This window comes from Mucilaginibacter rigui (assembly GCF_014773275.1).
Taxonomy (GTDB): domain Bacteria; phylum Bacteroidota; class Bacteroidia; order Sphingobacteriales; family Sphingobacteriaceae; genus Mucilaginibacter; species Mucilaginibacter rigui_A.
Map to the genome: position 1 here is coordinate 855,847 of NZ_JACWMW010000001.1, position 14,425 is coordinate 870,271.

A 14,425-nucleotide genomic window follows, 5' to 3' on the forward strand; every position below is an offset into this window, starting at 1 on the left:
ATATTAGATAGAGGCTGTGTTAGTTTTTTGTTGTTTTGCGGCAGGTTTAACTACCAGTTTGCGAAGTGCCTTAACAGTTGATGTTGCATAGCTGCGAACACTCAGCGTTAAAAACTCCATGTTAATATCTGCACCTAAAAAATTTTGCTTAAAACCTTCGCCCAAAACATTGATGATGTATTCGCCGGCAGACATCGTATGCTTGTGCGGCGTACCGGCAGTTGATGTAGAAATATTTTTTTGAGGAACAGCGGTATGGTTAGTGTTTCTTTTAAAAAGAGCACTGATGTTTGGCTGAGGTAGTGATAGCGTTTTCATTGTTTGCGATAATAACAGTACAAATGTAAACCAAGTTGACTACTTTAGTCAACTAAATTTACTATTTAACTTTTTTATGACAAAAGTCAGATTTAAATATACTGTTATGACAAACGCATACTTTTCCACACCAATTTATAGCTAAAATTAGCGGAAAATTAAATAGTGTAAAAGCTACACAAAAGTTTGTGTTTATTCTGCGAAAGGGGCTTCGGTCAGTAGGTTAGATCCTGAAGTTTAGTGACACATAAGGATACCAGCCCTCTTCAGAATGGCCTGCTAATACCTGTAAAATTGTTAAGCTGGCCGGCGAAAAGTACAAGCCACCACCAACGCCATGGTGCCATTTGTCAGATTTTTCTCCATCGGCCCAAACGCGGCCGGTATCATAAAACCCGCTTAAGCCCAACTGGCCGGGGATAATGTAACTGGCAATATTAAACAGTTTAACCCGGCCTTGCAGGTTATTGTAAACCATGTTTTTACCTGCGAAACGATACTGCAGATAACCCAGCAAATTACCCTGCCCACCTAAAAACATCGACTGGTAAAAAGCGGGTTTGCCAACGCTTACGCCACCACCAATACGGTCTGATAGTACAACTGAACCATTATGGGTTAATTTTTGGTAAAAGGTAAACTCAGGTCTTATCTGCATAAAATCTTCCGAGAAATTATTTAAGCCTTTATAGCCTTGCAGTGATATATTGATATAATAACCGCCGGTTGGCAAAATGCCGCCAATACGCTTGTTGCTGTTAAAGTTTACCATCAAACCCAAATGCGCCTTGTCCTTGTTAACTGTCAGGCTATCGTACGAGCCAATAAGCGAACTATGGCTGATTAGCCTGCCTACGTTATCGTCCAGGTCTAACCGGTAATACTGAAACGATGGGCCTGCGCTGATGGTGCTGCCTTTGCCGGTATGCCAGCGCAGGGCAGGGTCAACCTGGTAGGTATCAAAGCGGGTACGGTAATACCTGCGGTAATTGGGTTGTTGTTTATTTAAAACGGTGTTATTACCCAGCCCAAAAAAGTTTACGGTGTTATCAGGCGCCTGTGCGAAAACCTGAAGCGTGAAATCGGCTTTGCCAATAGCCTGGATCCATTCGCCGTTATATTTTATACGGAAGGCATCGGTACCAAAGGCATGTGTAAGCATCAATTGCTGCGAACTGGTGTACGGCAATTTGCGGAAACCATCGTTTTTTGTGTATTTAAACCCAAGGCCCAGCAAAAAGCCGTCATCGGCATTGATGGCTGCGGTTGCAAGCGGCATCCATATATTGTATGGGTTGGTAGGCACAAAACGCGTGTTGTTTGTATCGGCGCTAAGGTGTTTGCTTAACCTATTGGCCATGCCTTCAAATTTCACGTCTTTAGTATCGTAAACCCGCACTTTATTGGCCGATTGTGTTACATTGTAAACCTTGGTACCGCCGCTGCCTACCAACCTTAAATTTACAGGAGAGGTAGTATTGTTGATGGCAATGTTGTCATCCCCGGCAGAGGTGTATAGCCTTATTTCTTTTGTGTATTTGGGGCTATAGGCTACAGATAGGATGGTATCCTTCACCTCGCCGTCTTTGTTTATTTTATTTACCTGCACCAACAGGCTGCTATCGGGCAGGCCTGTAATTACTACCTTTTCGTTTTTGTCGCTCAGGCGAATATCCGCGTAGCGATAAATTAAACGGTAGTATTTATCCATAGCTTCGGGTAAGGCATCGCGGCGGGCCTTTAGTTTAGCCAGTAAAACATCGTGCCCCATTTTGTATGTGTCGCCGGGCAATAGGCGTAGGCTGGCTTCTAAAACCTGGTCGTTTTCTGCAGCTACAAATTCATGGGTTACGCGCATCCATTGCTCGTGGCTCATCTGCGCATTTGCATAAGGGTTTATAAAGCGGGTTTTGTATATGCCGTATTTGTAATTCGGTTTAGCCGTAAAATCGCCCAGTACGGGGTTAATATATGGTAATGCGGCTATATCCGGAAACAGTCCCTCCTCCAGGTGAAATACCTGGTCGCGGTCGCGGGGTACGCCTAAATAAGCTTTTCCCTTTTTTGTTTTGGTTTCGGCCCAGCGCCATTGGTCTTCGTGGCGGTCCCAGTCGCCAATTAAAAAATCGAGCAGGCGGGCGCGTAAAAAGGCTTCGCCATCAAAGGTATTGTCGTTGTCCTTTACCAGGTTCGCCAGCATTTTTATGGAGTTGTCAGAATTGCCTATAGGTTCGCGCTCTTCCAGCAGGCAAACCAGGTTGGCAAATACTTTGCGATATTCACCAAGTGCTTCATCATCTGCTACAACACCAATAACCGGGTTGGCATGGGGCACACGCGCGGCATCAGCCAGCGGTGGTACAACCAACGCCGAAAAAGGATGCTGCCCGCTTAAGGCATCATCAAGCCAATCCACTGCGAAGGTTTCGCGCAGGGCTTCGGGCAAAAGCTTATCGGGGGTTTTCTCCACACTGCGGATCACCCATTCCCTGCCGCTTTTATCTTTAAGACGTAGTGACTTCGACTGCATACCGCCTCCTTCTTTTTCGGGTGTTAAACCACCGTAAATTTCAGAGATGCGGATAATCGGCAGTTTTACAGCGGTGGCCCATTCCTTACGGTAATTATTGCCAAAAAACCAGCGGTGCACGCCGCCAACCTTATCATACCTGGGGTGTACCTTTACCACCACACTATCGCGAAATATAGCTTTTGGGGCAGGTGCCTGTGCGTAGGTGCATAATACTGCCACCGGCAGCGTTATAGTTGTAATAAGTAGCTTTTTAAGCATCGGATAGGGTTTTTAGGAGTTAATAATTAACGGTTATACTTAAACAGCAGGATATTACCATTCGTTACTTTATCGCCTTCGTTTGAGATATACAGGTTGCCCTGTTTGTCGAAAGCCATTCCTTCGGGCTGTAAAAATGTTTTGCCACTGATAGGGTAGGCCTGTAATACTTTCCATTGCTCATCAAGCACAACAATTAATTTGTTTACTGATGAGAGTATATACCATTGCTTTGTTAACGGGTTTTTAGCCAGGGCAGATGGATGGAACCTGAGCTTGCCCTTGCCAATTAATGCAGATATTTTCTGTACATCAATAGTAAAGGTACCGCTTTGGGTAATGGTGCCATCAGCAGCTAAATTAAATATATAGCCGTTGCACTCTTTGTTATGATCTTTACCGGCGCATTGTTTGCAAAGCGCGTATAGTTTGCCGCCGTCGGCATGCAGGCCTTCGTATTCGCCTGTTGGTAATATTTTCTTAAATTCTTTTACGTTGTTTATTTGCCCGGCCTTAACTTCTGTTAACGGGAAACTGAACAAACTGCCATCACTGCGTAGCATAACTGCCTGGTTGTTTAATATGGCCACATCCTCATAATCGCCGGCTTTGCCAAATTTGGCGTGGCTAACCTTACTATCGCCGGGGCGGAAGTAAAAGATCTTGCCTTCCTCGTCCTGCTCGGCATAAATGGTGCTTGCGTCACCGTTGTTAAAGGCAATGCCCGAGATCTCCAGTAGTTCTGTCGGCATATCATATTTTACCGGGTTGCTAAGATCATAACCTGCCGGGCTTGCACTGCTAACCGTAGCTTTTTTACCATGCGATGCTTTTTTACCGTCGGCATTTTTCTTTTTACCCTGGCTGCATGATGTGCCCACAATGCCTATACATAATAAGGAGAAGATGATGGCTGTTTTTATATTTTTCATATTATCCTGTCGAGGTTTAAATATTGATAAATGGCCTTTTGCGATTGAACGGCTTCGCCGGTTATCTGTGGCTTAATTTGGTTAAGGTGCTGGTCAATTGCCACGGCTTGTGCATTATCACTTAGTTGTAAATTAATTAATGCGGTTATTTGTTGTTTGATGGCCGTATCATACACCGGGAAGCAAACCTCTATGCGGTGGTAAATGTTCCGGTTCATCCAATCAGCCGATCCCATAAATATTTCGGGATCGCCATTATTATTGAAGATAAATATACGCCCATGCTCCAGGTAGCGGTCAACAATGCGTTTAATGATAATGTTTTCGCTAAGGCCTGCCACACCCGGCACCAGGCAGCAGATTCCCCGGATGATCAATTGGATATTTACTCCCGCCTGTGATGCCTCGTAAAGTTTATCTATCATCACCCGCTCTTCCAGGTTGTTCATTTTAATGATGATGGAAGCAGATTGGCCTTGTTTAGCGAGTTTTATTTCGCGATCTATCAGGCTTAAAAAGTCGGTTTGCAGGTTAAAGCCGGCTACCAGCAGGTGTTTAAAATCTATTTGTGTTTTTGGCGATGGTTTTTCGCGTTTAGCCAAAAAGATAAATAACAGTTCCACCTCGCGCAAAATATGGGGGTTGGTGGTCAGCAATATGTGGTCGGTATAAAACCTGGCGGTGCCCTCGTTAAAGTTACCTGTGGCCAACAAACCCGAGTAAGTTATTCTATCGCCGTTGCGGGTTTTAACCAGCGCTATTTTGGCGTGTACCTTTAAAGCGGTTACACTGTAGATGATCTGCACACCGGCGTTCTTCATCTTTTTTGCCCACTTAAGGTTGTTGGCTTCGTCAAAACGGGCCTTTAACTCAACCACCACTTTAACCTTTTTGCCGTTTTTGGCAGCGCTTATCAGGGCGTTCACAATTTTCGAATCGCTTGCCACACGGTAAAGTGTAACGTTTATTTCTTCAACATCGGGGTTGTTGGCAGCCTCGTTAAAAAAACGCAGTATGGTATGGTACGATTGATAAGGCGTATTCACCAGCAGATCGCCTTTAGCCATAGTAGCAACTAAAGGCTCATTATTAGGTACAGGTAAATTTATAGCCGGCCATTTATCATATAGCAGGGCAGGGGTGTTTACGGGTAAGCTGTAAAAATCTTTCAGATTATGGTACCTGCCGCCTTCTACGGTGCCCGCGTTTTGCAGGCCAAGGTGTTGGATAACCAATTGCAGTAGGCGTAGCGGCAGATCGGCCTGGTGCAAAAAACGTGTGGCCAGGCCGTTATCGCGCTTTTGCAATTGTTTTTCTATCTGCTCAGATAACTCGCCGGGGTATTCGTCCTTCAAATCAAGTTCGGCATCGCGGGTTATCTTGATACTGTAACAGCCTTCAATTGTGGATGTTTTAAAAAGCTTATCCAGGTTAAAGCGGATAATATCATCCAAAAAACAAATGAACTGCTCCCCCTCGCATTTTGTACTGTAAAACCGCGGTAACTCGTCCGACGGGATGTTTAACAAGACCATCTTTTCTTCAACTGCATCGCGCAGCTGTATAACAAAGTACAACTTATTGTTTTCGGGGAAGAAGGTAGTGTCCTCATTCAAAACAACGGGCTGTAAAAAAGCAAGCACTTCTGCCAGGAAATAATCGGTGAGTTCTTTTTCTAAGGCAGAGGGCAGCTCGCCGTTGTAAAGCAGCGTTATTTTATTGGCCTTTAATTCAGGGATAAGCTCTTTGGTCAGGATCTCTCCAAAACGCTTTTGTTGCTGCAAAACGGTTTTGGTAGCCTGCTGCAAAATGTTGTCCTGCTCGTCGGCATCGATCTCATCGCTTTTTTTGCCGATGTTTTTCAAGGCTTTGAGTACGGGGATACGCACCCGGTAAAACTCATCAAGGTTGGAAGAGTAGATAGACAGGAACCTGATGCGTTCTATTAAAGGTACAGATACAGAGGCTGCTTCTTCCAGCACACGGCCATTAAAGCTCAGCCAGCTAATATCCCGGTTAAAATATATAGCGTTCAGCATAATTTATTTATGGCCTTTACTGTACAATGCCGAAGCAATAATAAATGCCAGCACAGCGGCAATAAGCCCAAACATAAATATGTTATAAGCAATGCGCAGTAAGCGGTATTTTTTACCTAATACAACCCCCTGCGCGTACACATCTTTTATTAAACTACCGTACAAAAACTCTTTGTCTTCCATCATTTTTACCATGCCGTAGGTGTAATCCTCAAGTGGCATTTTGTAAAAATTACCAAAGAACAGGAGGTTAACGCGGCGTTCATCCACATCTGCCCGCTTAAATATCCCGGTTGGAATAGAGGGACGGGTAGCCAGGATAGAGAAGGTCATGGCCAGCAGGCTGATTGATAAAAGTATAAATGTAGGAATGGTTAAATATTCGTAATCGGTTAGTTTACGCAACAATAAACTGATCACCGCCGACAGGATAATGGAGTTAACCGTTATCATAATATGAGCCTTGTTATCGGCCATGTCGCTCAGTCGCTGGTGGTTGCTGCTACTGATCCGAAACATGGTTTCGATACCTTTATCAGGGCGGTCGGCTTTCTTTTTTTTACCGTCTTTTTCCGGTTTTGCAGAATCGTCGTCAACGGTGGTTATTGCTGTTTCTTGCATGGTCTCGGTATGTTTTTCTTCCGCTTTATCTTCCGCCTTTTTTTCGGCAGCGGCTATTTTGTTTTTTAATGTTTGGATGTTGGCTTCTTTTCCGCTGTTCAAAAGCAACTGGCAGTAATCGGTATGGTAGTGGTGCTCCTCTAAAAAGTGGATGCTTTTGCGGCGCCACTCCAGTTTGCTCAGGTCTTTATGGTACAGGGCGTTAATTTCTTTTAAAAGCTGTTTGTCCTTTTTAAAAAAGTCATCGGTGCCTAAATGAAAAAGGTCTGCATCACAAATTATCTTATCCAGCAGGGTAACTGGTTTTTGCGGCATTTGGGTAGCCAGTATACAGCCTTTTATTGCATCAATATCTTCATCGTTTGCATTGTGCTTTTGCAAAAAGTTTAGAGCCAGTACAGCGCTTTGGGCTTCGTGGTGTGCAATATCAACCATATAACCCAGGTCATGAAACCACGCAGCAGCTTGTACAATAAAAAAATCGCGGTCATTAAGCTGGTAATGGTTGCCAATTTGCATGGCAGCAGCAACCATATCTTCGGTATGTCCCTTGTCGTGGTATATTAGCTTGTCATTGGCATGCGTTTTATAATATGCTAATGCGTATTCCCTTATATGGCGAAGTAATTCGGGGTAATTCATGATGTGTATTTAGATAAGCAAATGTAAAGCCCAACACTTTTTTATACCCGTGCTTGACCCTATGAACCGTAAATTTGAGTTACTTTGGTATAAATATAAAAATTAATAATTAGCTGCACCTTATGAAGTTAGTCTGCAATAAATACTTACTGTTGTTTTTGGCTGTTATACAGTTTATTACGTATGTGCAGAATGTAAAAGCTCAATCTCAAATTCAACAGTTTGATGACAGAGTGATGATTAACCTGGCCGAGAACCGTACTCCGGCCCAAACAGAGGTGGCTCTTTTTTTATCGCGTAATTACATGTATGGGGATATAGGCGTACCTGCCGCCCTGCTTGTAGGGGGCATTATACGCAACGACAGGCAAATGCGCGAAAATTCGCTTTATGTAGCCAGCAGTACCGCTATTACTTACGGCCTTACTTTATTAATAAAGCACCTGGTTAAACGCCCGCGCCCATTTGTGCAAAATATAAATATAATACCCGTTTACCGGGCGGGGAGTACATCATTCCCTTCCGGGCATTCGTCTACCACTTTTTCAACGGCAACAGCATTGTCAAGCGCGTACCCAAAGTGGTATGTAATAGCGCCCGCGTTTTTATGGGCGGGTGCAACAAGCTATTCGCGCATGTACCTTGGTGTACATTACCCAAGCGATGTGGCAGCAGGAATAGCTTTGGGTACCGGAACTGCCTTATTACTACAGCCTTTAAAACGATAACCGCCATTTAAAAGTAAACTTAACTGACTTTTTTTACGCAACAGTCATAAACAATATATAAATATACCGTTAGGTTGATATAATATTTAAATTTGTGATGAATTTGATGGTGCTAATAAGGCGCCTTGTAAGCAACTCATGAATTTTAAGCCATTTGCAGATAGTCCTTTCCAGATACGTATATCATTCCATGTATTGATACAGCGTTTAGAAGAACAGGCCGCTTTAAAAGACGGAATGCGATCTGCCTTGGCGCAAGAAATTCTGGACGAGATTGAGCCTTACCCCGAACTGAGAGAAGGTATTACCGATACCGACCAGATCATTAAACATGCAGGCATTATTAAACGTTTAACCGGGGATATATTTCCCGAAGCGCTTACCCTTAACGAGATCAAAGCTATCTCGGTGCCTTTTCAGGATGTGCTGTTTAACCAAACACAGCGCCTGCAAAATATTATAGCGGCTGCCGGGTCGGCATTTGATATTAACATCAGGGATTTTACCGAGCACCAAATATATGTGAGCAGTTGCTGTATTATTATGAACGAGTTTTATGGCACCGATTTTAATTTTTCGAGGCCCTGGTTCTATGATATACCCGATGCCAAAGGTGTGATAAAGCATTACCGTATTTTATATAACGCGGATTTTATGGATCTGGTGCCAACACCCGGCGCACCCGTACTTACTGCGGAAGATATTGAACTGCTGCGCGATAATTATGACGACCTTAGCCTGTGGAAAAAATATTTCCCTAAGGATAGCTGGACACTAAAAGGATTTGCCATATTAACCCTGTTTGATGCTACTGTTGAGAATGCGGTATCGTCATTAAAAGGAACTTTGCTTGGCGCTACATACGGCAATAATTTAGAAGGTAAATTTTTAGATGTTTTCCGCTCTATATATAAGCTTCCTAACCTCAATATAGGGTTCACATCATTTAACGACGCCGAGAACACCTTTTCTATAGCTACATTTAACCCTAACCTTAAAAGTTACCTGCTGCCCGATCATGTAGAAGAAGAATGTTTCGATACGCTTTGTACACGATCATTAAGCAAATTGGTTCAGGAAAAAACTTATTTCGCTATATCAGATGTAGCTAAATATTTGCAGGCCGAACCTGATAATGTAATGGCACAGCGCTTTTTAGAACAGGGTATAAAAAGTATGATACTGGCACCCATTGTAAAGAACGGACATTTGTTGGGCATTATTGAACTGGTATCAAACAACGTAGGCGAACTGAACAGTATTAATGCAAACCAACTGGAAAACGTATTGCCCTATATTACCGATACCATTGACAAGCAGTATAGTAACATCCAAAACCAGATACAGGCAGTTATTCAAAACGAATACACAACCATACACCCAAGCGTTTACTGGAAGTTTAAAAAAGAGGCGGTAAAATTCCTCCAGTATCGCGGATTAAAGAAAGATTATGCTTTAAAAGAGGTAACCTTTCATGATGTATTCCCGCTTTATGGGCAAATTGATATAAAGGGTTCATCAGATACACGGAATAAGAGTGTGCAACTCGATTTGCAAGAGCAATTAACAGCACTCATACCCATTATTGAACAATTACACCTCAGTAATAAGGACAGTGATGCCGAGCAGCATGTACGCAACCTGCAGGAGTATGTAATGGATGTACAAAGCGCGTTACGGGCCGACACCGAGCAGCAGATCCAAAACTATTTAGAACTGCACATCCATCCATTATTAAAAGAAACGGATGATTTGCCGGTAAAAACCAAAACTGCTATAGAAAAATATCTTACACAGGCAGGTAAAGAGGGCGATTTTCATCAAAACCGCCGTAAGTATGAAACCACGGTTGCCATGATCAACGAAAAAATGGCCCTGCTGCTTGATAGGGCACAGGTGCAGGCGCAGGAGGTGTTCCCTCATTATTATGAGCGTTTTAAAACCGATGGAATAGAACATAACCTGTATATAGGTGCAACCATAGCCCCTGCAAAAAACTTTGATATATCCTATTTATACAACTTGCGCCTTTGGCAATTACAGGTGTTGTGCGAGATGGAACTTGAACACCATTACCTAAAGCCATACCTGCCATACGCGCTTGATGTTACCTCGTTGATATTGGCCTTCAGTCTGCCTATGTCTATCCGCTTTAGGATGGATGAGAAAAGGTTTGATGTAGATGGTACGTATAACGCCCGGTTCGAGATCGTAAAAAAACGTATTGATAAAGCCGTTATTAAAAACACTACCGAGCGTTTAACTGCCATTGGTAAGCTCACAATTGTGTATTCTAACCACGATGAAGAGGTAGAATACAAAAACTATATCCGTTTCCTGCAAACCCAAAAAATGCTTGAAGACGAGATTGAAATGCTTGACGTAGAGGATTTGCAGGGTGTATCGGGTTTAAAGGCGTTGCGCGTGCGCATCCGTTATAATACCAGTTTGCCGGTGCGTAAATTCTTTACCTATACCGAAATGCAACAGCAGGCAAAAACTATATCTATATAATATATTCCAGCTGTAACTTAATAGGTAATAACTAAGCTGTTGCCGGTTGAGGATGCCTTATCAGTTTTTTCCTCGCCGGTTTTTTCTTTTTAATGCGGTTTAACCACATCATTACGCCTGTAACCGGGAAGATGCATGCCAGCAGGCAAATAACAAAACTGATTATCTTGGTGGGCAAGCCATAAACCGAGCCGGTGTGTACAGGTTTAACATATGAGCGCACCCGCTGCCCCAGGCTTTTATCGGCAAATAACTGGGCGGCTACAACGGTGCCTTGGTATTGATCTAAGTTATAACTGTCAGAAGCGTTCTCGGTTTTGCCCTGTTCTAAAACATTGATGCTATACGTTCCTGCAGAATCACGTGGGGGGCGGATGCTGTAAAACTCGGCGGTTTTTATTTTGTCGCCAACACTTGCCAGCGCCTGCTCAAACGTTAAAGGTTTTAAGCCGGCCTTGTACTTTGATTTGGGGGCTTTTGCTTCGTCTTTTTGCTGTTTTGAGCCCGTTATGGCATACAGGGCATTGTTAGCCCACTTAAACGACATAACCAACCCGGTTAATACAATTACGATGAGGAACAGGGAGGTATAAAAGCCGGTAACAATATGCAGGTCGTGTGTTAGGCGTTTGCCGCTACCGTTAAACTTTATTTTAAGGCGCTGGCGCATAATGTTCCTGGTTTTTGGCCACCACAAAATTACCCCGGTAATTAATATAAACAGGAACAGCAGGGTAGAGATGCCTACTGCCGTATCGCCAACGCTATCTTTACCAGCCAATAAAAAGCGGTGCAGCATTTCTACCGTAAATAAAAAAGATTGCCTTTTGCTGTACTGGCCTAAAAGCTCGCCCGTGTAGGGGTTTACAAATATGGTAATATTAGCACGGGCGTTTTCTTTCGGTTTTTTATCCTTCACATCGCCGGTTTTGCCTTTTTCGGCAGGGGCTTCTTTTTTGTTGATGCCTTTGTCTGCTTTGTTCTTTTTCTCGGGTATTATGGCGCCAATTTCAACCGAGCGTTCCGCATCATTATAAACCATTACAGATGCCAGTTTTGCTTTGGGTAACTGTTTTAAAGCGCCTTTTACCAACTGCTGTAATGGCAGCTTTTGGCCACCTGGCGTTACGTAATAACGTTCGGGATGAAGCCTGTGGTTTATTTCTTTTTCAAAAACCAGTATGGTGCCTGTAATGCATGAGCATAGTATTACAACGCCCGCGGCAAGGCTTAAATAAAGGTGAATGTTGCGGAAGAATATTTTCATTCGTTTTAATGATAAAACCGGGCTTGTTTGGCAAGCCCGGTTTATTTTTTGAGTGTAGCTATTAAAGTTTGTAGCTTAAGGTGGTTAAAAACTGCCTTGGCGGTATAGGGTTCACACTATAGTTTTCGTGCACGTTCCAGTTAAGTACGTTGCCTATGTTTGATACTTTACCAATGATAGATAGCTTTTTATAGGTATAACCTACAGATGCATCAACCGTGGTGAATTTTGGTACAGATACTAACCTCGACGCCGGCAGCGGCTGCCCTGTAGCAGGGTATACGTTGTTGAAACCGGCAATGCGGTTACCCAGGTAATAAACCGATGCGCCAACTTTAAAGCCCTTAAGGCTGCCATCATAAAAATTATAGAAGGCGCTTGCATTGGCTGTGTGCTTTGGCACGTTAAGCAACGGCTCGCCGGCTATGTTCCTGCCGGGTATGGCAGGGTTTACATAACGTGCGTTGGTATAGCTGTAACCCGCCAACAGGTCAAGGCCCTTAACGGGGTGGCCCGCAATATCAAGCTCTATACCATCGCTTTTAGTTTTGCCCGCCAGCGTTTTAATATTGCTATTGGTATTAGGCGTTACACCATCGGGGCCAAAAGGTGCCTTTTGCGCAAGGTTATTATTAATGATGCGGTATGCAGTAACGTTTACAGATAAATTACCATTCAGGAAATCGTTTTTAACACCCGCCTCAAACTGATCTATCAATGAAGGATCGAGCGGGTTGTTGTTAACATCGGTACCGGTATTAACAACAAACGAGTTTGAATAGCTGGCAAATAAAGCGGTGTTGGCAAGCGGTTTGTAAACGATACCTACCCGTGGCGAGAATGCCTTATCTTCCTTACCTTTTGCCTGCGCAGTTAAGGCCGTGCTGTAATAATTGGTAACGGTAGTAGGCGATATGTATTGGTATGACCAGCGTATGCCCGCTAACACCTTCACTTTCTCTGATAAGCTGATCAGGTCATTAAAGTACGCGCCAAAACGGTTGGTTGGGGTAAGCACATTGTAAAAAGGGTTCATGTTAGGCTTATCTGTACGTTGCGTGTATTTGTCCAGGTCAAATATGTTGATGGTATCATAAATACCCGATTGCAATGCGCCGTTTTGATCAAGGTAACTTGATGCACCGCCTACGGTAGCCACGTAAGTATAGTTGGTATTGCGGTACCAGTCGGCATCAACGCCTGCTAAAATATTATGTTTAACAGCGCCGGTGTTAAACTCTCCGTTAACGTTAAACTGGCCTGTGAAATAATCCTCAAGTGTTTTAGTGCGGTTAAGGTTACGTTTCCAGTCGCCAACGTTATCGGGCTGTATGCGCTCTGTAGTTTGGTACTGGCGGTCAAAATGCTGGTATGATAAACCTCCGCTCAGTTTCCACAGGTTATTTATCTGGTGGTTAATGGTAGCTGTAGCAGTGGTTTGCTTTGTATTACCGGTTGACCATAAAGCACCTAAGTACCTGTTGCGCGGAACATTGGCTATGATGTTATTAACCTGCCCGGTACCAAAATCGGGCGTAAAGTCATAATTCAGATAATCGCCTTCAACAATAATGTTTGTTTTATCGCTTATTTTATAAAGTAACGATGGGTTAATATAAAACCTTTCAGATTTTACGTTGTCGCGGTAGCTGTTTGCTTTTTCATAGGTGCCATTTAAGCGGTAAGCTAATTTGGATGATATAGGGCCGTAAACATCAAACGCAGGTTTATACAGGTCATAGCTGCCATAAGTCATAGATACCCGGCCTCCCTGCTCAAACTGAGGTTTTTTAGTAACCAGGTTTAATATACCACCCGGTGCAACGTTACCGTAAAGCATGGCTGCGCTTCCTTTTAAAATTTCAACACGTTCTAATGAACTTATCTCTGGCATTACGCCCGAATTAACCCTAAAGCCGTTCTTGAACATATTGGTACTTGAAAAGTTATAGCCACGTGCAGCAAAGGTTTCCTGCGTGTTGCCGCGGGCGCTGTACAGGTAAACGCCATTTACATTTTTAATAACATCACTAAGGCGCAGGGATTGCTGCTGATCAAGCACATCGCGGCCAATAACCGACACGCTTTGCGGCAGATCAATAGGGGCAACGCTCATTTTGCCAATGCTCAGGTTTTTGCGGTTGATAGTTTTGGTAGATGATATTACAACCTCATTTAAGGCTGTTGAGGTTTCTGAAAGTACAAATTCAATGTTAACAGTTTGGCCTTCGGAAACGGTTGCCGTTTTTTCTTCACTTTTTGTGCCTGTGTACGATGCTTTTATAGTGTAAGTGCCGGGCTTTACGCTGTTGATGGTAAAAGCCCCGTTATCGTTAGTTATTGTTCCTTTGCTTGTACCTACTATCCCAATGTTTACAAATGCTGCGGGTTTACCATCGCTTGTTTTTACATGCCCGGTAATTTTACCATTTTTAATATCATCATCATCAGAATTGGCTTTTACAATAGTTGTTAGAAAAAGGGTAAGCAATAGCGAAAAAAACAGTTTGGTAAGGTTAAGGATATGTTTCGACATTTTATTTAGATTAATTCCAATTAAGCGCAAAAATATG

9 protein-coding genes are annotated in these 14,425 nt (G+C 43.3%); 2 read left to right on the top strand and 7 right to left on the bottom strand.

Annotation, left to right across the window (positions count from 1 at the left end):
* Positions 1-3: 3 nt before the first annotated feature.
* From IDJ75_RS03900 to IDJ75_RS03920, 5 genes are all read right to left on the bottom strand, one after another.
* A complete protein-coding gene (locus tag IDJ75_RS03900; protein ID WP_191174288.1) occupies positions 4-318 on the bottom strand; it encodes a hypothetical protein in 315 nt (104 codons plus the stop codon).
* Between the two features lie 223 nt (positions 319-541).
* On the bottom strand, positions 542-3,109 hold the full coding sequence (locus IDJ75_RS03905; RefSeq protein WP_191174289.1) for a BamA/TamA family outer membrane protein: 2,568 nt from the start codon (positions 3,107-3,109) through the stop codon (positions 542-544).
* Positions 3,110-3,135: 26 nt separating this feature from the next.
* Positions 3,136-4,041, bottom strand: a complete 906-nt coding sequence (locus IDJ75_RS03910; RefSeq protein ID WP_224746470.1) for an SdiA-regulated domain-containing protein — start codon at positions 4,039-4,041, stop codon at positions 3,136-3,138.
* Entirely contained in the window at positions 4,038-6,080 is a 2,043-nt protein-coding gene (gene ppk1, locus IDJ75_RS03915; protein ID WP_191174290.1) for a polyphosphate kinase 1, read from the bottom strand. Before ppk1 ends, IDJ75_RS03910 begins: the two co-directional genes overlap by 4 nt.
* A gap of 3 nt (positions 6,081-6,083) precedes the next feature.
* Entirely contained in the window at positions 6,084-7,343 is a 1,260-nt protein-coding gene (locus tag IDJ75_RS03920; protein ID WP_191174291.1) for a Pycsar system effector family protein, read from the bottom strand.
* A 122-nt stretch (positions 7,344-7,465) separates the two neighbouring features.
* Here IDJ75_RS03920 and IDJ75_RS03925 point away from each other — a divergent pair, with 122 nt between their 5' ends.
* Positions 7,466-8,071, top strand: coding sequence for a phosphatase PAP2 family protein (locus tag IDJ75_RS03925; RefSeq protein WP_191174292.1), 606 nt, complete (start codon positions 7,466-7,468; stop codon positions 8,069-8,071).
* 138 nt (positions 8,072-8,209) lie between these two features.
* Positions 8,210-10,585 carry a GAF domain-containing protein gene (locus IDJ75_RS03930; RefSeq protein ID WP_191174293.1) on the top strand — a complete coding sequence of 792 codons (2,376 nt, stop codon included), beginning with the start codon at positions 8,210-8,212 and terminating at the stop codon, positions 10,583-10,585.
* A gap of 31 nt (positions 10,586-10,616) precedes the next feature.
* Here the strand turns inward: IDJ75_RS03930 and IDJ75_RS03935 are convergent, their stop codons facing one another.
* Together IDJ75_RS03935 and IDJ75_RS03940 are read right to left on the bottom strand one after the other, a co-directional pair.
* A complete protein-coding gene (locus IDJ75_RS03935; RefSeq protein ID WP_191174294.1) occupies positions 10,617-11,852 on the bottom strand; it encodes a PepSY-associated TM helix domain-containing protein in 1,236 nt (411 codons plus the stop codon).
* A 61-nt stretch (positions 11,853-11,913) separates the two neighbouring features.
* The gene (locus IDJ75_RS03940) at positions 11,914-14,388 is read right to left on the bottom strand and encodes a TonB-dependent receptor (RefSeq protein WP_191174295.1); all 2,475 of its coding nucleotides are present in this window, start codon (positions 14,386-14,388) and stop codon (positions 11,914-11,916) included.
* Between the last annotated feature and the right edge of the window lie 37 nt (positions 14,389-14,425).

Excerpts from the sequence above, each read along its gene's own strand:
- IDJ75_RS03920 (WP_191174291.1), bottom strand. The coding sequence starts at position 7,343 with ATGAATTACCCCGAATTACTTCGCCATATAAGGGAATACGCATTAGCA.
- IDJ75_RS03925 (WP_191174292.1), top strand. The coding sequence starts at position 7,466 with ATGAAGTTAGTCTGCAATAAATACTTACTGTTGTTTTTGGCTGTTATA.
- IDJ75_RS03900 (WP_191174288.1), bottom strand. The coding sequence starts at position 318 with ATGAAAACGCTATCACTACCTCAGCCAAACATCAGTGCTCTTTTTAAA.
- IDJ75_RS03905 (WP_191174289.1), bottom strand. The coding sequence starts at position 3,109 with ATGCTTAAAAAGCTACTTATTACAACTATAACGCTGCCGGTGGCAGTA.
- ppk1 (WP_191174290.1), bottom strand. The coding sequence starts at position 6,080 with ATGCTGAACGCTATATATTTTAACCGGGATATTAGCTGGCTGAGCTTT.
- IDJ75_RS03940 (WP_191174295.1), bottom strand. The coding sequence starts at position 14,388 with ATGTCGAAACATATCCTTAACCTTACCAAACTGTTTTTTTCGCTATTG.
- IDJ75_RS03935 (WP_191174294.1), bottom strand. The coding sequence starts at position 11,852 with ATGAAAATATTCTTCCGCAACATTCACCTTTATTTAAGCCTTGCCGCG.
- IDJ75_RS03910 (WP_224746470.1), bottom strand. The coding sequence starts at position 4,041 with ATGAAAAATATAAAAACAGCCATCATCTTCTCCTTATTATGTATAGGC.
- IDJ75_RS03930 (WP_191174293.1), top strand. The coding sequence starts at position 8,210 with ATGAATTTTAAGCCATTTGCAGATAGTCCTTTCCAGATACGTATATCA.